At 31.8% G+C, this 17,471-nt stretch carries 19 protein-coding genes; 2 read left to right on the top strand and 17 right to left on the bottom strand.

The window, feature by feature from the left end; translation table 11 throughout:
* Nucleotides 1-298 precede the first annotated feature (298 nt).
* Nucleotides 299-1,735, top strand: a complete 1,437-nt coding sequence (locus GZ212_RS10295) for an MBOAT family protein (RefSeq protein WP_166959713.1) — start codon at nt 299-301, stop codon at nt 1,733-1,735.
* A gap of 2 nt (nt 1,736-1,737) precedes the next feature.
* Entirely contained in the window at nt 1,738-2,643 is a 906-nt protein-coding gene (locus GZ212_RS10290; RefSeq protein WP_166959710.1) for a hypothetical protein, read from the top strand.
* A gap of 16 nt (nt 2,644-2,659) precedes the next feature.
* Here GZ212_RS10290 and GZ212_RS10285 read toward each other — a convergent pair whose 3' ends face one another.
* From GZ212_RS10285 to GZ212_RS10205, 17 genes are all read right to left on the bottom strand, one after another.
* A complete protein-coding gene (locus GZ212_RS10285) occupies nt 2,660-3,586 on the bottom strand; it encodes a glycosyltransferase family 2 protein (protein WP_166959707.1) in 927 nt (308 codons plus the stop codon).
* The gene (locus tag GZ212_RS10280; RefSeq protein ID WP_166959705.1) at nt 3,576-4,202 is read right to left on the bottom strand and encodes a bifunctional 2-polyprenyl-6-hydroxyphenol methylase/3-demethylubiquinol 3-O-methyltransferase UbiG; all 627 of its coding nucleotides are present in this window, start codon (nt 4,200-4,202) and stop codon (nt 3,576-3,578) included. Before GZ212_RS10280 ends, GZ212_RS10285 begins: the two co-directional genes overlap by 11 nt.
* Before the next feature lie 22 nt (nt 4,203-4,224).
* The gene (locus tag GZ212_RS10275) at nt 4,225-4,995 is read right to left on the bottom strand and encodes a glycosyltransferase domain-containing protein (RefSeq protein WP_166959702.1); all 771 of its coding nucleotides are present in this window, start codon (nt 4,993-4,995) and stop codon (nt 4,225-4,227) included.
* Entirely contained in the window at nt 4,995-5,729 is a 735-nt protein-coding gene (locus GZ212_RS10270; RefSeq protein ID WP_166959699.1) for an O-methyltransferase, read from the bottom strand. The genes GZ212_RS10275 and GZ212_RS10270 overlap by 1 nt, the downstream gene beginning before the upstream one ends.
* 4 nt (nt 5,730-5,733) lie before the next feature.
* Nucleotides 5,734-6,567, bottom strand: coding sequence for a glycosyltransferase family 2 protein (locus tag GZ212_RS10265; RefSeq protein WP_166959696.1), 834 nt, complete (start codon nt 6,565-6,567; stop codon nt 5,734-5,736).
* A gap of 110 nt (nt 6,568-6,677) precedes the next feature.
* On the bottom strand, nt 6,678-7,592 hold the full coding sequence (locus GZ212_RS10260) for a sulfotransferase (protein WP_166959693.1): 915 nt from the start codon (nt 7,590-7,592) through the stop codon (nt 6,678-6,680).
* Nucleotides 7,593-7,657: 65 nt separating this feature from the next.
* Nucleotides 7,658-8,623, bottom strand: a complete 966-nt coding sequence (locus tag GZ212_RS10255; RefSeq protein ID WP_166959690.1) for a glycosyltransferase family 2 protein — start codon at nt 8,621-8,623, stop codon at nt 7,658-7,660.
* A 12-nt stretch (nt 8,624-8,635) separates the two neighbouring features.
* A complete protein-coding gene (locus GZ212_RS10250) occupies nt 8,636-9,613 on the bottom strand; it encodes a glycosyltransferase (protein WP_166959688.1) in 978 nt (325 codons plus the stop codon).
* A 129-nt stretch (nt 9,614-9,742) separates the two neighbouring features.
* The gene (locus tag GZ212_RS10245; RefSeq protein WP_166959685.1) at nt 9,743-10,615 is read right to left on the bottom strand and encodes a glycosyltransferase family 2 protein; all 873 of its coding nucleotides are present in this window, start codon (nt 10,613-10,615) and stop codon (nt 9,743-9,745) included.
* On the bottom strand, nt 10,608-11,429 hold the full coding sequence (locus tag GZ212_RS10240; RefSeq protein WP_166959682.1) for a glycosyltransferase family A protein: 822 nt from the start codon (nt 11,427-11,429) through the stop codon (nt 10,608-10,610). Before GZ212_RS10240 ends, GZ212_RS10245 begins: the two co-directional genes overlap by 8 nt.
* A gap of 4 nt (nt 11,430-11,433) precedes the next feature.
* Nucleotides 11,434-12,168, bottom strand: a complete 735-nt coding sequence (locus tag GZ212_RS10235; RefSeq protein ID WP_166959679.1) for a glycosyltransferase family 2 protein — start codon at nt 12,166-12,168, stop codon at nt 11,434-11,436.
* A gap of 163 nt (nt 12,169-12,331) precedes the next feature.
* Nucleotides 12,332-13,159, bottom strand: coding sequence for a DUF5672 family protein (locus GZ212_RS10230; RefSeq protein ID WP_166959676.1), 828 nt, complete (start codon nt 13,157-13,159; stop codon nt 12,332-12,334).
* Nucleotides 13,152-14,147, bottom strand: coding sequence for a glycosyl transferase (locus tag GZ212_RS10225; RefSeq protein ID WP_166959673.1), 996 nt, complete (start codon nt 14,145-14,147; stop codon nt 13,152-13,154). Before GZ212_RS10225 ends, GZ212_RS10230 begins: the two co-directional genes overlap by 8 nt.
* 6 nt (nt 14,148-14,153) lie before the next feature.
* Nucleotides 14,154-14,837 carry a sulfotransferase family 2 domain-containing protein gene (locus GZ212_RS10220; protein ID WP_166959670.1) on the bottom strand — a complete coding sequence of 228 codons (684 nt, stop codon included), beginning with the start codon at nt 14,835-14,837 and terminating at the stop codon, nt 14,154-14,156.
* A complete protein-coding gene (locus GZ212_RS10215) occupies nt 14,834-15,586 on the bottom strand; it encodes a sulfotransferase domain-containing protein (RefSeq protein ID WP_166959667.1) in 753 nt (250 codons plus the stop codon). Before GZ212_RS10215 ends, GZ212_RS10220 begins: the two co-directional genes overlap by 4 nt.
* A 3-nt stretch (nt 15,587-15,589) precedes the next feature.
* A complete protein-coding gene (locus tag GZ212_RS10210; RefSeq protein WP_166959664.1) occupies nt 15,590-16,831 on the bottom strand; it encodes an ABC transporter ATP-binding protein in 1,242 nt (413 codons plus the stop codon).
* Nucleotides 16,832-16,964: 133 nt separating this feature from the next.
* Nucleotides 16,965-17,315 (bottom strand): four helix bundle protein, encoded by a 351-nt coding sequence (locus GZ212_RS10205; RefSeq protein WP_166959661.1) that lies wholly within the window; start codon nt 17,313-17,315, stop codon nt 16,965-16,967.
* Nucleotides 17,316-17,471: the final 156 nt, after the last annotated feature.

Here is a 17,471-nt window from a genome sequence, read left to right as displayed (position 1 = left end):
AAAATAACTAGTGTAGGATTTCACTTTTCAGAATGACATTTTAAAATATTCTTCGCTTAAATTAAAATGTATTTATTAAAAATACGATTGTCCGTAATCATTCATAAAGAGCTGTCCCCTCGAGCGCAGTCGAGAGGTTTTAAGTCTTACTTATTCTTAATGAGGTTCGACTGCGCTCGACTTGACAAAAGCATTGTTCTTATGATAGATAACGGATATTCGTTAATAAAAATTATAGTATGAGAAAAAATTCCATTATAATTTATTAAATAGTATTTTTATTCAAAACAACGATTAATTGCTTTTTAACTCCATTGACTTTGCCATTTTCTTACCTATAGTGTTTGTACTCTATTGGTTTGTAGTTAACAACAATCTCAAACGACAAAATTTTTTAATTATCATTTCAAGTTATGTATTCTACGGATGGTGGGACTTTAGGTTTTTAGCCCTAATCCTGCTTAGCACGATAATTGATTATAGTGTCTGTCTTGGACTTGCCAAAGCGGAAAACAAAACCAAAAGAAAAAAACTACTTTGGATTAGCATCCTGTTTAATCTTGGATGTCTTGGTTTTTTTAAATACTATAATTTTTTTCTCGATAATTTCATAACCGCTTTTTCATTTTTCGGAACTACCATCAAGTCTAGTTCCTTAAACATTATTTTACCGGTTGGTATTAGTTTTTACACCTTTCAAACTTTAAGCTACACCATAGATGTTTACAAGCGGCAACTTGAACCGACCAAGGATTTCATTGCATTTTCAGCTTTTGTGAGCTTCTTTCCCCAATTGGTTGCCGGACCAATTGAAAGAGCTACTAATTTGCTACCCCAATTTTATAAAAGGCGAACTTTCGATTATTCAAAAGCAGTTGATGGAATGCGTCAAATTCTTTGGGGCTTGTTTAAAAAAATTGTCATCGCCGATAACTGCGCTATATTTGTTAACATCATTTTTGGTGATTATTCATCATATTCTGGCAGTACACTTTTATTAGGGGCTATTTTGTTTGCGTTTCAAATTTATGGCGATTTTTCTGGGTATTCCGATATAGCAATAGGCACTTCCCGTCTGTTTGGATTTAACCTTAAACAAAATTTTGCCTTCCCATACTTTTCAAGAGACATTGCAGAGTTTTGGAGGCGTTGGCACATTTCACTTTCTACATGGTTTCGAGATTATCTCTATATTCCCCTTGGCGGTAGTCGTGGTGGAACCTGGCATAAAATTAGAAATGTGTTTATTATTTTTCTGGTAAGTGGGTTCTGGCATGGGGCCAATTGGACTTTTATTGCCTGGGGCACGCTTCATGCCATATTCTATCTACCTCTACTATTGACTAAAACCAACAAAGTTCATGTAAATATTGCAGGAAGGTATAATACAATACCAACCCTTAGGGAATTTTCCTTAATGATTATAACATTTGGGCTTACCACATTAGCATGGATCCCTTTTAGAGCAACCTCTATAGGAGAAGCAGGCAACTATTTAATTGGAATTTTTAATTTTTCTTTATTTTCTATCCCTGAAATACGGCCAACCTATTTAATTATTTCTATACTTCTTTTTTTACTAATAGAATGGATTGGAAGACACAATCAATATGCTTTAGAAAATTTTGGTTTTAGTTGGAAACGTCCTTTAAGGCTTACATTCTATTATTGTTTAATAATTGCTATTTTTTGGTATAGTAGAGATGAGCAGGCCTTTATCTATTTTCAGTTTTAATTATGAAGCTTTTTTTAAATAAAGTCATTAAGTTCATATGCTATTTTTATGGCACATGGTTATTATTAAGCCTATCTATTAATTATATAATTGATAAAAATGCCAACTTTAAATTTAACAAGAATATAGATAAAATTATTATCGGACATTCTCAACCTGAATGCGCTTTTAATGACAGTTTAATACCTAACTTCAAAAATTTGTCAAAATCTGCGGAGGCTTATTTTTACAATTACCAAAAACTAAAAAAGGTTTTAGAACAAAACCCACAAATTCAAGAGGTTTTTATAGAATTTAATCCTACAAACATTATGGCAAGAGAAGATCAAAAAATTTGGAGAGATCAATTTATTACCCGCAATCTCCCACATTATTATGCTTTTTTAGAACCAAAAGATCACTTGTTGTTGGCAAGAAAAAATTACTTGGGATACCAACATGCAACTTTGAAATCCATTGGGACCAATATCAACCGAATTATAAATAATAATGAAAATTTTATTGATTCCATAGGAGGATATCACTATTTAAAATCAAATAAAACCCAAAAAATATTAGACACTTTAACTAATTCATTTCAGCATGAACAAATAGGAACAACAGCTAACATTTCATCATATGATTTAAATTATTTGAAAAAGATGGTAGAACTTTGCAAAGAGCGAAATAAAACTGTTTACCTCATAAGAAGCCCATATCACCAAAAATTTGTCGGAAATACTTATGAGGCTATTTTTCAAAAAATAAAAGATGAACAATATAGTAGTATTCCTTTTTTAGACTTTAAGGATTATAAACTGCATAATGATGAGTTTGGAGATTTACAACACCTAAATTATTTAGGTGCTAGAAAGTTTTCAGTTTGGTTTAATCAAAAGCTGCAAAGCAATTTCGATAAACAAAACTAAGTCATATTAATACCTCTCACTCGTTTTTTAAATTTAAGTAATGTAAGCCAATCTCTGCATTTTTCTTCCGACTGTTCATAACTTCAGGAAGAACATTCTTTAATTGCCCATATTTATCCATATTAAATTTAGCCTCAGTAAACTTTAACTTTAAAATTAGCTTCAAAATAGTCTTTACTATAATTTGCTTTTTTATTCTAACATTACTTTCAATTTCAACATTAATATTAGCCCAGGACTGCTTTAACCCACGTTCATAATACGTTAGTTCATCTGCTTGACTCTTGAATTTCTTTCTCTTTCTATATGCTCTATCGTGATATATATATACTTCAGGAACAACACCTATTTTGAAATGATGATACAATACACGATGGCAATAATTAACATCTTCCCCATAGTGGTGAAAAATAGGATCAAAGCCACCAATAATTTCCAAGGTACTGCGTGGTAACAACCAGGCTGCGGCATTCACAAAAGACAACTCATAAACTTCTTGGTTATATAAGTGTTTGTTTAAATCTAGTTGCAAATTTGTATTTTCCTTAATATATTTTGAAAAATTATAATCTAGTTGGTTCCCAATTCCATTGAAATGAATGGGACTTAAAATTCCAAAATCTGTGTTTATCTTATGAACTTGTATTAATTTTTCAATAGTTCCCTGTTCTAAATAAGCGTCTTGATTTAATAAGAACAGATAATCCGCTCCTTTATTTAAAGCATAGGAGATCCCTATATTATTAGCTGCGCCAAAACCAAGATTAGTGTCTTGTTGAAGTAAAACCACTTCAGGAAAATTTTGCCGAATAAAAGCAGCGGTTCCATCACTGGAGTGGTTGTCTACAACTATTACCTTATAAGATTCACAACTTTTTAAACATTTAGAAAGCCATGTCATCCCATTATAAGCAACTATAATGATATAAAGATTAGTCTTCATGCGTACAAACAACAATATGTTGAAAGGTTACCAAGTCTTTATTAATCCGTTTCAACAACTTAAATTTCCAATCAAACTTAGAACCAATGGCATCCCGAGATCTATACTTTCGTTTATATAATACAACTTTCAATCCTGATGCTTCAACTAAATCATAAACATCCTTGCGAGTAAACCACCGTAAATGGGTTTTATCAAAAATACCTCTAGGATTCTGTGGAAACGTCCCTTTTAGGTAAACTTGAATGAATAATTCGATGTGAGCAACATTGGGTAAGGAAATAATAATTTTACCATTTTCATTAAGCCTTGATTTGAAGTCTGTAAGCACATCCTTCGGGTGTAATAAATGCTCCAACACATCTCCAAACAAGATATAATCAAATAAGGGTGATTCATTTAATACAGTATGTCTAAATACATTGGAATTTAAATCTCCACAAAACACTTTGCTATTGCCTTTTGCAGCTTCACTTGCCATTTTGGCATCATACTCAATTCCATAAACAGAAGAAGCTATTTTATTTTTTAGCAAATACTCGCCATTGACTCCCAATGCGCATCCTACGTCCAATACCTTATTAAAATGACCCTCCATCAATTTTAATAATTCCATCCTTAAACCTATATAAGATGTATTATACTCCTCCAAAATTTATTTTCTTTAAAAGTAATATGATTCTTATTGTCATTTTTTTTTGAAATACAAGAAAAGGAATCTGCTTTTGGGTTGTTAAAAATTCATATCTGTTATGATTATGCTTATGAAAAATTGAATATACATTATTTCTAATATCTCCATTAATCCTAATTGGAATAATTTGAAATTTCTTCAAACAATAGGATAAAGAAATTTGGTCCCGTCTTGAAAATGTTTTTGTCTCAAACCACCAACTTTTCAAAAAATCCTCGTTATTAAATTTATTGTTTCTAACAAATAAACCCGTTGCAAAAAGACCTTTATTATTTTTTACCCCTTTCAAGAAATATTTTAACACCTGTTTAAGCAATTGGTGTGGGTAATCTTTTTCCAACTTTATACATTTTATAGCTTCATCATAAACACAATCTCTTTCAGGATGATCAAAAAATGCCAATCCATTTTTAGAGACAAATTTTAATAAGTTTGGGACTTCTTCGTGATTTATCTGCATGTTGGCATCATGCCAAATGACATAATCATAGTTTTTAAAAGCCTCTAACCCTAAAATTTTATAATACCTGGCATTTTTAGTAATATCATCATAGATTGGTTTTTTATGTATAATGTTATAACAATTGGATCTCAATTCTTGATCATCGGTAATAAGAAAGTAATCTATATGTTCATTTTCCACATAGTTTAAGGGATCTTTTACACAATCCTTACCACCAAATATCGCTGTAAATATCGCTACTTCTAAAGACATTAATAACGAATTGGAATTGGGCTAAATTTATCCCTATTTCTAAATACCCCAAGGGTTTCGCTTACAATCTTATAGGTTACATTTCTATTTTTTTGTTTATAGAATTCAACAAGTGCCTGCTCCCCCTTACGATTAACATCATCTAAAACGATACAAAAATCACTTGTTAAAATATCTTCCAACTTTTCCAATGCAGGAAATCTTGAGTATTGTAATTTTGAAGTATTTGCAGGCGGGCCGTCTATGATTACTAAATCAAACTTCTTTTCTTTTAGGGCAAATGTCAGGACATTAAAATCATACCAATTAACAGTTCCCTTTGAGGTCGTTACATCTTTTAAATCTACTCTTATAATAGTTACAAATTTTAGTAAATCTTCATTATCTAAATATTCTTTTAAAGTTTCTGCCCAAGCTTCATTATGCTCAATTGAAATTATTTTCGCATCTAGCTTATTTTTTTTTATCAACCTAGCCATCAAGATGGTAGAAATACCAGAACCAAACTCTAAAACACGCTGTCTTTGATTTATAACAATTTCATTTAATATATAAGTTATACAAAAGGGTCTAAGAGCTCCGCCATTAAATGGTATGTAAGGGTAGCCTATTAATAGGGATTGTAGAACAGCCATAGAATAAATATCATCAGATTTTTTTTTATGATGCCTTAATTCATAGAATGACAAATTGTTCTTTTTTATGGCATTTTTGATTCTTGATATAATAGTCATTCTTTTATTTTAATAAGCCTTTTAATTTCTTGTACAATCTAAATTTTGTCCTAGTTAAATTTAAAGTAATTAGTGATTTATAAAAATTTCTTTGGTAACTTTTTAAAATAGTTGTTCTTAAAGCATTGGCTAATTCGGGTGAAAAGTATTTTTTACACATCACATAGGAATGGACATCTAACATTAAGGGTCTACTACCAACATCTCTGGTGCCTCCATAAGAAGCTCCTATATGATATAATTTAGCATGGGCATTATACCACGTCATGTATCCTTTATTAAAAAGCCTTAAGGCTATATCTCTATCTTCTCCGGCACCTGTAGGGTCAAACTGCTCATCAAAGCCTCCAATGGTATCAAAAACACGTTTCAATATGGCTGAACAACAACCTGGAAATGACATACAGATTCTAGATGTATTTGAATTTGGATTTCTTGTTAAGACTTTGATAAAATTATCCACTCGATAGTCAAAATAATCATGACTTTTTGCCAAATAATTGCCTTCAGTATCACAATTTGCCCCAGCAACAGCATGAAAACCGTCCTTAATAATCGGAGTGGTGATTTCACGTATAAAATTTGAATCGATTCTGGCATCATCATCTAAAAAAACTAAAATATCGCCCTTTGCTTCTTGAGCTCCAACATTTCTAGATATACATGGCCCTGTTGAATCTAAAACGATGTGCTTGCAATTCTTAATCTCTACAGGGTTTATCGATTGATCTACAACAATGATTTCAAAATCCGATATATCTTGATTTAATAGATCCTCAATTAATGGATTTACAAAATCGATTCTATTTCTTGTAGGTATAATGACACTTATATTCATTTTCCTTATCATTTACTTAGCGCAAATTATTAAATAGCCCAGGTAAATGACTACGTGTTTTCCTCTTAAATTCGCGATATAGTTAATAATCCTCTTTAAAATAATACAATTTACCACTCCTTGTCTGTATAGAAATATTTAGAAATTTCGTTTGTCCCCATTTTTATTCTGGATATTTCCTCTTCAGATAGCCTATTCTTCCAATTATAGATATTTTCTTTACTATTTCTATGTACTCCCCCTTTATCTAATTTAGTGTGATTTATAATTTCTTCCTTAACCAAGTTAAAATCTTTGATTCTGAGTTTTTTATAAAGTTTATTAAATTCTTCAATTGGTGCTTCTGAAATATCTTCGTGACGTACAAAAATCCAATTTTTATGCTTGTCTTGATAATCCTTTATTCTATAATGAATAAGATTCCATAACATGATACCTTGGTCAATAATATCATGTTGTTTAGTAGCGTAGTTTTGTATTTCATCTTCAAATGGCTTTAGCACCTCATTTATTAGTTTTTTTTGATTTAAAAAATCATTAAAATCGTGATTCCAATCTTTAACTTTGATACTGGCAACAAAAGCGGCTGGATGTCTAATTATCACTACTACATCTGCGCGATATTTTCTAGCTATCCAATCCGCTGAAAAAATACATATCGGGTCTTTAATTAAATACCTTTTAGTTAGTCTTTTTTTTATAAGACCTAATTTTTTCTTTAAAATTTTAGGTTCCAACTTCACAATTGGTTTTATCAAATCGACAGTAAAATAGTGATAGGGTAAACCAATAATTCCATCAAGATATTTAATGAATTTATTTTTACGTTCAAAACTATCTGAATCAGTAACATATTCAAACATATATTTTATTGGACTCAGACTATTAAGTGGGTAATATTTATTAAATGGCTCATTCACAAAATTGATTTTTCCGGTTAGTGATAACATTTTTCCTAACCATGTTGAGCCAGACCTGTGAGAACCAGTAACAATAATGGGTCTATTATAAAATCTCTTTAACATTAAAATATTTCTTTAAGTATTTCTTATGTCTATTATTAATTAAACAACCATGATCCTTTAATTTTTCAACGGTTTCTTATTAATTTTTCTAATCGATAGCTTCTAACATTTATGAGTCTAGCTACTTTTAAATACCCCATTAGAAAATAGTATTTAAAAATCCCTATTTTATTTTTATAACTATTTATTCCTTTTAAGAGATAATTCTGGGTGTAATTATCCTCATGATCCATTGCTAAAAATAACAAATTCAACAAGGCCTTATATATAAAATGGATCATTTCTTGGTCCCCTATTGTAACCACCCGTTTTAGGTTCTCAAATTCAACATAAGCTTGAGAGGCCCTATTCTTTAAATTATAATTCCCTATTTTAAGACTACCTATAGAATTGCCATGTTTTCTATATAAAAAGAGCTTATCTTCAATAAAATGATACGCATCAGCAGGTAAATCAAACAGGTATCTGTGAAAAAAATCGGTCTCTTGAGCATCTGTTAATTCGACATTAAACAAAGCCATCGACTCTAAGCTTTCCTTTTTAAAGAGAACGGAAGGTGTTAAAACATCCGCCTTCCTCAGCGTAAATTCTTTAAACAAATACCCTTCATTAAAATATTTTGTTGGTCTAATGATATGCAACTTTGAATCCGTATAAAATCCAGAACAAATAATGGCCTGTATCTTGTGGGAGTTAAACAACTGTATTTTTTTTTCTATAAAATCATTTAACATGATATCATCGCTGTCAAACCAATTGACATACATTCCTTTACTTACTTTAAACCCATAATTTCTAGCTGCATTCCCTCCTTTTGGTTCATCTTTAGGCCTGCGATGAAATTGAAACCGAGCGTCATTTTTACAATAGGCCTCCACAACTTCTTGGGTGCTATCTGTAGAACCATCATCTACTACAATACACTCCCAATTGGTATAGGTTTGCGCCAAGACCGAGTCTAAGGTTTCACCTATTAAATGTGATCGGTTATAGGTAGGGATAATAATAGAAACTAACGGGGTTTTCATCATTTTTAGCAAATATCAGACAATGGTATTAGCGACTATCATTGAAAGTAATTGTAAACTAATTAATAAGAAAGAAAGATGTTTTTGATAAGATCTAAAATATTTATTAACTAAAATTCTCCTCTGAAATTTAAAAAACTTCAAGATATCCTTATGAAACAAATAATACAGACTTAATACGAACCAAAATCTAAATGAAATATGATTCGTACTATAAACAAGGTGTTCATAATACCTATATAAACTGTTGTGCTGTTCTTTTTTAAACTTGTTTATATACTTATATATTATTAAGGAAAAATAGATATATCTAGCCTCAAGCTTTTGGCTTTCCCTATATCCCTTTCTTGATATGCTCTCTGGTGAAATTCTTATAAAAGCAATGGCTTCGTTGATGGTGTAAATAGTTTCAAACTCAGTAAAATCTAGCCAGGCAAAATCATCGACACCCCAAGCCAATGGAAAATCTCTAAATCCATGTTTCAAATAGGCTTCTCTTCTAAATAAATGTTCAGAAAGAGAACTTCTGGAGGATTTAAAGATATTTTTATAAAATGAATCTGGTGAAGTTTCAATTTTAGGATGGGTATAAACCTTAGATAATTCAGCACCAAACTTATTAACCTGAGTTGCATACCTTACAACATTTACCCTAGAGGCTTGAATTGCTTCAATTTGCCCGTAAAACGCTTCAATATAGTTAGTGCTAATATAATCATCATCACCTAAAAGCATCAACCATTCTTCATCCTCAGATAAAGCAATACATCGCTCCCATTGCTTGACTAAGGATTCTTTCCCCAAATTAGACTCAAACCTTCTATATACAAAATCAAATTTGTTTTTATAACACTCTAAGAGTGCTACAGGATCTTTAGGGCTAGCATCATCCCCAATATAAACTTTAAACCGTTTATCTGTTTGAGTTGCTAGGGACTCTAAGGTGTCTTTAAAAAAAGTATGTTTATAAAAAGGGATAATGATGGCAAGCATAGTTACGCTTATGGTTTGAAAATTTCTTTTCTATTTAATTTTTAATGTTTTAGTAAATGGGTTGTAAGCCTTCTCCTTTCAAATTCAGACCAAAAATCTCAAAAACCCCACTTGATTTCCACGTCCTCATCACTTAAAGATTCTTTTTATTTTCACTAGCTGTTTAAATAATGGATTGTATTTTTTTAATAACTTCAATTGTAAGTTTCTATTTATCAGGAAAAAATATTTCTCATAAATTATGGTATGGTATTTTAAAAGATCAGATTTCACATGCGTCATATTAGAATTTGTTGCTTGATTGCTATGCAATCTAAATCCAACCAATTTTTTATTCAATACGGCAATTTTATATTTCCTTAAAACTCTATTACAGAATTCAAAATCCAATATTTGAAATAAATCCTCCCTAAAAAATCCAATGTCATCGACTATTTGTTTCCTAAAAAGAAATACCGTGGGTTCTCCTATTTTATTCAAAGGTTCTATTAACAATAAACGTGATTTAAAAACAGATCTATCTAAATATTGAACCCCATCAATTACGGGTATATTTAAGTGGTCTTGCAAATCCCCATAAGTTTCTATCCATTGTTCTGTTTCATCATTCCTATAGGTCTTATCCACAAGAATATCTCTTTTGCAAGCTACCAAACCTACTTTTTTATCATGTTCCAAAAGGTCAACCATTTCAGAAATACAGGTCGGATTTAAAACATCATCCTGAAATAGAAATTTGATATAAATGCCATTGGCCTGTTTGATACAATGGTTCCAATTGGCTCCAATACCACTAGGTTCATGAGGATATATATGTATGGGAATAGCTGTTTTTAATTGATAACGTTTTATAATATCTAAGGTGGCATCACTTGATGCATCATCACTTATTACTATTTCTGTATAAGGATAAGTCTGGGTTAAGGCACTCTCTAGAGCTTCGGCAATATACCGGGCGCCATTATAAGTAGGAATACAAATGGAAACTAAAGGCTTATCCATGAAAAATATGCTTTAATTTCTTCAAAAGCAAGACAACATTTGTCTTATTAGCCTTTGTCAATTTTTTATTTTTTTTAAGTAATTGCTTGTTTTGTTCCAACAATGAAGGAATGGAACCAAAGGTATTAATATATAATTTGTGATGTTTGATACTGATATATCTAAGAGTTTCTTCAAAATCATGCTCAGAAATAGCAACATTTCTTGATTGTTCTTTGATTCTGTAAAAAAAGCAAACGTTTGGAATCCTATATACCTTCCCACCATCCTTTAAGAAATTAATCCAAAACTCCCAATCTTCAAGACCTATAGTTAAATTAATATCATACCCGCCACACTTCACAAAATCTTCCCTTTTAAATAAGGCTGAACAAAAAATTATATTATTTCTTAATAGTTCTTCAAAAGTGTAGTTGGGTAGGTTCATACGTCTATTCTTCTTCCCAAAAAATTGGGCCTCACTATAAACAACTTTAAGCGTGTTGTCCCTATCAAACTCCCTTAATCCTAATTCTAAATAATTTGAAGCAATTTTATCGTCCGCGTCCAATGGCAAAATAAAGTCACCTTTGGCTTCTTGTATCCCAATGTTTCTAGCATGACTCACACCGCCATTCTCAATTTCTATATATTTAAACCGAGTATCTAATTTTAAATACTTACTTGCAACCTCCTTGGTATGATCGGGGCTACCATCGTTAACAATAAGGCATTCCCAATCGGTAAATGTTTGACAAAATACAGACTCCAAACACTCACCCAAATACTGAGCTTGGTTAAAACAGGGAACAATAACGGATATGGTTGCAGACATCAACTTAAAACTTTTGTACTTTAATTAATTGGGTCTTAATTTTTTTCAAAAGTTTTTCAATTTTACTCCGGAAAAAAAACGTCTCTTCCAGCACTTGTTCTCGCTCTTGTTGAACCAATTCTGGCGACGTGCTACTAACACCATTATGATAAAAAGTAGCAATCACTTTATTAAGGGGCTTATAGGTGAACTTATATTTACAGATACCAAGCATAAAAAACTTCCAGTCAGATACAATTTTAAGGGTTTCATCATAAACCATCTTATTAAAACATGATTTTTTTATTAAACTTGCCGGATGAGGTAGGGTATCTTCATAAAAATAGGAGAAATTCAACTTGTTTGGATACGTTTTTATGAACTTTTTTGATGCAATCACTTCAATATGGCCATACAGTATATCTATGTTTTCATCTTGTAACAAAAAAGGTTTAAATAATTCTAAGGATGTTTTGGAATAAAAGTGATCGCCACTATTTAAAAACAACAAGTAATCACCTTTTGCTTGCTTTATACCTTTATTCATAGCATGATAAACGCCTTTATCTGGTTCACTCACCCAATAGGCCAAGTGATCTTTGTGCTGCTTAATAACCTCAACACTCCCATCGGTAGAACCTCCATCAATAATGATATATTCAATGGGGTTGTAGGTCTGGTGTAGCACACTAGCCATAGTTTTCTCAAGACCCGTTTTGTTGTTATAATTGATTGTTATAATAGATAGTAATACGTTCATTCAACTTTAAATGTTGTGTTATAAAACATTTTATAATCCGTTTCCAATCCAAATAGTAATTTTATATCTAATCATTAAAAGTCTTTGTTATGGTTACATGATGCTTCTTCCAATCCTAATTCATAAGTTTATTATTAAATAGATTTTTATGGTCTCCTTCAATCTACTTATTCGAGTTTATTTTATAACCAAAATCCTCAATAAAGGGCTTCCAAAACGCTAGATCGTATCGATACCAAGCATGACACCCCATAGGTAATGTATTTTGGTTTATTTGATACAAGTATTTAGGGTTAACTTCAAAAGCAAAGGGTATGGCTTCATCAATGGGAGCTATTTTAAAATTTTGGATTTTTTTCGATATTACTTGAACAATAAAGCCATCTTCATTTAAATGTTTCGCATTCTGTATGGTATGATTTTCCCAAAAATAAATAGATACATAGTTAAAAATAATAGATAATTTTCTTAATATTTTGTTCTTTTTCCCAAAATAATACCTAACCTCTTTTTTAACACATACTTTCTTTATAGCTCGTTTCATTGCTCTTATATTGCGCAGGGAGAATCCAGAATTACCCACTCCTAGAAATTCCTTTGTTGGTTTATTATAACCAACAAACCAAGGAGCACCTATATAATCATAGCCTTTATGACACCAAGATAAAAGGTCATCCTTAAACACAAAAGCATCTAACTCATAAGTGAGTAAATATTCATAATCATCAAACAACCCATAAAAAAATTTGCTCAATTTTAGTTTGTTATATTTTTCAACAGATGATTGCCAAATCGGGTTAACATAAACCACCTCAAAATCAGGAATCACGACCTTAAATTTTTCAAGATTTAAACCTTTTGGTGCTACTATTTTAATATCATGGGCGCCCAATACTTTAAAACATTGCTCAAACGAAATAAGCTCTAATTCACTTGGAGCATCTGTATGCACGGGGATAACAACAACAACCTTTTTCAAGTATTTAGCCATAAACCAAAACTTTTACAGCTTTTTTAATTCTCTTAGTCAACCTATAGTAAACTGATTTGTTTTCCTTCGGTTTTGGCTTGATAACTGCTTTCCTTTTGGGATAATAAAACACATCCAAGTTACTAATAGTCTCCACATGATTGTTTAAAAGTTTTTCCTGATAATCGTGAAACAACGGAATCAAATCAGGTCTATTATTAAAATCATATCGTGTTAAATAGGAACAAATGTCATCGGGTTTATGGAATTTATAACTACTAAAATGAAAAAACCGAAGATGATACACCTCATTAACCAAATAGGTATGGTCTTGAATCGTCAGGTGTCGTTCATGTAGATTCCAATTAGCCATATTATAACCAGGATGCTTTAAAATAAAATAGTTATCAAATAAAGCAGGTACATAGTTAATCCATATTTGATCATAAAACATACTTTTAGAAAAATCAGCAAATCCATATTTAGTGACTCTTGCTCCCCACCAATCAAGAAAATCAGAGACTTTTTGATAATTGCTTAACCCTATAAACCCCAGATTAAAGACTCCTCCTCTTAATGTATGATAGTCTGTAGGTGCATACTCATCCTCAATGGGTTTACAAATATGGGGCGTTATCACAATGTTTTTATCGTCTAAAATATCAAAGACCTCATTAAAATGGCTTGTCACCAAAATATCAGGGTCTATGTACAATAGTTTTTCTGGCTTTAATTGAGTAAAAATATGATGAAAATAGAAAGGCTTCACTGCCGTATTCAATTCAATAATATTGTACTTTTTATGTAAGTCATCAAAATCAGGAATTTGGATGTCTTCAACGGGTATAATTAAAAATTTCGAAAAAACAGTATAATCAAAAGATAGATCAAACTTATCTACCAACCCAATAATAAATGTTGCTTCCGGATGATGCTCTAAAAAGGAATCTCCCAGTGTTTTGGCATGGGCTAAATAGTTGTTAGAGCAAATAGTAAAGGCAATGGTCATTTAATTTCAAATAAATCTCTTAATATTATTCTTAAAACCCACTCTTTTATTTTCAAACTTATACCCCAACAAGGAAATGTCCTTTTGAAAATATTCATTAACCAACTTTTTTTTTGAACGCGTGTAAAAATTTGAATAATGTGAATACCGTAAGGTTTTGTTTTTATGCAAATTAAATTCTTCCTTGATATCCAATTTATTGATTATAAAATGGATATCTGCATCAAAATTTTCAAACCTACCTATAAAATCAGGTTTATAAACACCTTTAAAATCAAAAAAATCTGTTTGTTGCAACAAATGATCGCCTAAAAAATGAGGTCCCTCATTATTAGTTAATATCTTACCAAACTTATTGGTTTTCTTTATATAGCTAGAAAAGTCCCCTCTAACACCTGAAAAATTTTGAATCCACATAAAGTCAGAATAAGCTCTATCCCATGGGTTTCTAACAAAAGTAAATTTATAATAGGTATTCCATTGTTCTTCGGTAATTAATTCTGTTTCTAACATTTGCCTAGCTGTAGCGTGTTGCATATGTATTTTCCTAACAGGGCACCATCCAAATAAAATATCATAATTTGGTGGTGAAATACCGAATTCAACTTCTGGAAAGAAAAATTCATTGATGCTCGTTCCTGCCGTTTTAGGGATATGAATAAAAATACATTTGTGTTTGTGTGAAATCATACTTTCCAATCATTACAATTCCAATTCAACAACTTTTCAGTTTTCTCAATATCTTCCATAAAAAAATCTAACATAAAACTTTTTTCCATCGTGACTTTCCTTTCGCCATAAGGTATTTTATTAATTTCCATATTATCTGAAATGGTTTCAAACATTTCTAAGTCTAAAAACTCCAAAACCTTTTTCAGGCTATTTTTATTACTTAAATGAAAGTCTTCATACTTAAGAAAAAGTACTTGATGTTTGGGAAAGAATCCATATACTCTTTCTATTTGCTCAGAGTATAAACCTCTTTGCAAATATGATTTTACGGGATGTTGTTTCTTTTTAAAATGCTTTATTTCACAAGCCTCATTCTTTATGGACTCTTCAAAAGATCTATCCTCAAAACCTCTAGAAAACTCCATATTCCAATGTGAGAATGCCCTATTAATAGGGTTTCTAAGTAATGCTACCAATTTTAGTTTCTTGTTATATCTATACATCCTCTCAATACATGGTTCCCAATATAAATATATAGGCGTAGCTTCTCCATATAAAGTGTTTTTTTGTCGCTTTGGATAAAACTCCTCTAGTATTTGATATTTAGGTTTACCGTTAAAATACCTATCATCATCAAAAAAATGTGTTTCTTTAATAGTGGACATGGTAATCCTATCATGCATCCGAAGGTAAGCATCAAGAGCTGATGTGCCTGCCTTTTGAGCTCCAATAATGATAAAATCTAATTTGAATTTTTTTAAAAACATTCCCTACCTACTAATGAATTTTGCTGACAAAAGAAAAGGTGGCCAAATATCAAGTTCATGAATTATTTGAAATTTGGCAATATCATTTTGTCTTAATAGGGGAGCTCTAATTTTTCCTTCTGAAACCAAGATATTTATAGAATATACTCCTTTTGAGAGTTGCAAATTTTGGTGAAAAACACTAAATCTAATGATATCATTATCTAAGGTAAAATCAAAGTTTTCATCATTTTCAGTTAAAACCCCTACGGGTCTCTGCTCTTTGTCAAAAATGATTACCTTAAAAAAAGGAAAACTTTTAACCTTTCGTTTCAATTTAAATTTGAAATTAATTTTCAAATCAGAATTCCAATTAACTGAGGCTATTTCACTATTCTCATTCCTTTCCCCCTCAATAAACACACTTTCTAATTCTATTGTTCCATCATTAAATACAACATTAGTCTCATTATTGCTAAATCGCGTATAATACAAATCGATTCCCTTCGCTACTTCCGTCCCTTGAAACCTTACTTTTCCATCCTCCAACAATATTACCTCATTACATATTCTAGATACCATGGGCATACTATGACTTACAAATACAATGGCTGTTTTTGGCAAAATGGTATCAATTCGCTTAAAGCACTTAAGAACAAACCCCAAATCACCCACAGCTAACACCTCATCTATGATCAAAACATCCGGTTCCATTTGGGCGGCTACGGCAAAGCCCAAACGCACCTTCATACCACTACTGTAATGCTGCACAGGCATATCAATAAATTCCTCCAACTCGGCAAAAGCAATAATATCTTCCAGTCTATCATCAATTTCTTGTCTGCTAAAGCCTAAAACAGCCCCATTGTTATAAATATTTTCACGCCCGCTTAAAATGGGGTTAAATCCCGCTCCCAATTCAATCAACGCACCCACGCGCCCCGTAATGTCTATTTGGCCGCCATCAGGGTAAATCAAGCCATTCAATAGTTTTAAAAGGGTACTTTTACCGGCCCCGTTATGGCCAATAAGTCCTAAACACTCCCCTCGGCGCAACTCAAAACTCACATCCTTCACCGCCCAAAACTCTTTAGGCCGCAAACCCGTTTCATACCCACGCCCCAACATACCGTTGGCCAAATCCTTGACCCCATACCACAAACTGGTCTTAAAGTCTTTGCAAAACTTTTTACTTAGCCCCTGCACCCGCACCAAGACCTCATTCTTACTTTCTGTATCCTTTGGTATGTTTGTTTTGTTATTCATTTATATTTTTAATTAGTGAATCGATAATCGTGATTCGTGAATAGCAAAACCACTCCCATTCACTTTTCCCCATTCACTATTCACTATTCTCTACTCACCACTCCCTATTCACTACTCTCCATTCACCATCCTCTCACTTCTTCCCCCTCAAATAATTTCTATATCCTAAAATAAGTTTTTTCACGCTCACAAATAGGGCTTCGATAATCTCATTTTCTTTTAACAATTGCAATCTTAAAACAACTAAATATTGAGTTTCAAGTTCAGAAACCGAACCCAACGCGATGTTGAGAAACTGCATAAGTTCCTTATCACCCTTTCGGGCACTTCCTTCGGCAATATTAGAAGGAATAGATACAGCAGCTCGTCTCATTTGCGACATCAATCCAAACTTCTCAGAATCTGGCAACCCAGATGTCCATGCATAAACCTCAACCACCAAGTCCATACTCTTTTTCCAAACATCTAAATCTTTATGATCCATAACTTCTTTTTTTTGTGAATCGGAAATCGTGAATCGGAAATGGATAACTCAACTCACCTCTCTCTATTCACCAATCACTACTAACCATTCACCACTCACCATTCACCAATCACCATTCACCAATCACCAATCACCACTCACCATTCACTACTAACT

Source organism: Mangrovimonas sp. CR14 (genome assembly GCF_011764015.1).
GTDB classification, from domain to species: domain Bacteria; phylum Bacteroidota; class Bacteroidia; order Flavobacteriales; family Flavobacteriaceae; genus Mangrovimonas; species Mangrovimonas futianensis.
This window is presented reverse-complemented; position numbering and strand designations above follow the sequence as displayed.

Excerpts from the sequence above, each read along its gene's own strand:
- GZ212_RS10290 (WP_166959710.1), top strand. The coding sequence starts at position 1,738 with ATGAAGCTTTTTTTAAATAAAGTCATTAAGTTCATATGCTATTTTTAT.
- GZ212_RS10285 (WP_166959707.1), bottom strand. The coding sequence starts at position 3,586 with ATGAAGACTAATCTTTATATCATTATAGTTGCTTATAATGGGATGACA.
- GZ212_RS10280 (WP_166959705.1), bottom strand. The coding sequence starts at position 4,202 with ATGGAATTATTAAAATTGATGGAGGGTCATTTTAATAAGGTATTGGAC.
- GZ212_RS10275 (WP_166959702.1), bottom strand. The coding sequence starts at position 4,995 with ATGTCTTTAGAAGTAGCGATATTTACAGCGATATTTGGTGGTAAGGAT.
- GZ212_RS10270 (WP_166959699.1), bottom strand. The coding sequence starts at position 5,729 with ATGACTATTATATCAAGAATCAAAAATGCCATAAAAAAGAACAATTTG.
- GZ212_RS10265 (WP_166959696.1), bottom strand. The coding sequence starts at position 6,567 with ATGAATATAAGTGTCATTATACCTACAAGAAATAGAATCGATTTTGTA.
- GZ212_RS10260 (WP_166959693.1), bottom strand. The coding sequence starts at position 7,592 with ATGTTAAAGAGATTTTATAATAGACCCATTATTGTTACTGGTTCTCAC.
- GZ212_RS10255 (WP_166959690.1), bottom strand. The coding sequence starts at position 8,623 with ATGATGAAAACCCCGTTAGTTTCTATTATTATCCCTACCTATAACCGA.
- GZ212_RS10250 (WP_166959688.1), bottom strand. The coding sequence starts at position 9,613 with ATGCTTGCCATCATTATCCCTTTTTATAAACATACTTTTTTTAAAGAC.
- GZ212_RS10245 (WP_166959685.1), bottom strand. The coding sequence starts at position 10,615 with ATGGATAAGCCTTTAGTTTCCATTTGTATTCCTACTTATAATGGCGCC.
- GZ212_RS10240 (WP_166959682.1), bottom strand. The coding sequence starts at position 11,429 with ATGTCTGCAACCATATCCGTTATTGTTCCCTGTTTTAACCAAGCTCAG.
- GZ212_RS10235 (WP_166959679.1), bottom strand. The coding sequence starts at position 12,168 with ATGAACGTATTACTATCTATTATAACAATCAATTATAACAACAAAACG.
- GZ212_RS10230 (WP_166959676.1), bottom strand. The coding sequence starts at position 13,159 with ATGGCTAAATACTTGAAAAAGGTTGTTGTTGTTATCCCCGTGCATACA.
- GZ212_RS10225 (WP_166959673.1), bottom strand. The coding sequence starts at position 14,147 with ATGACCATTGCCTTTACTATTTGCTCTAACAACTATTTAGCCCATGCC.
- GZ212_RS10220 (WP_166959670.1), bottom strand. The coding sequence starts at position 14,837 with ATGATTTCACACAAACACAAATGTATTTTTATTCATATCCCTAAAACG.
- GZ212_RS10215 (WP_166959667.1), bottom strand. The coding sequence starts at position 15,586 with ATGTTTTTAAAAAAATTCAAATTAGATTTTATCATTATTGGAGCTCAA.
- GZ212_RS10210 (WP_166959664.1), bottom strand. The coding sequence starts at position 16,831 with ATGAATAACAAAACAAACATACCAAAGGATACAGAAAGTAAGAATGAG.
- GZ212_RS10205 (WP_166959661.1), bottom strand. The coding sequence starts at position 17,315 with ATGGATCATAAAGATTTAGATGTTTGGAAAAAGAGTATGGACTTGGTG.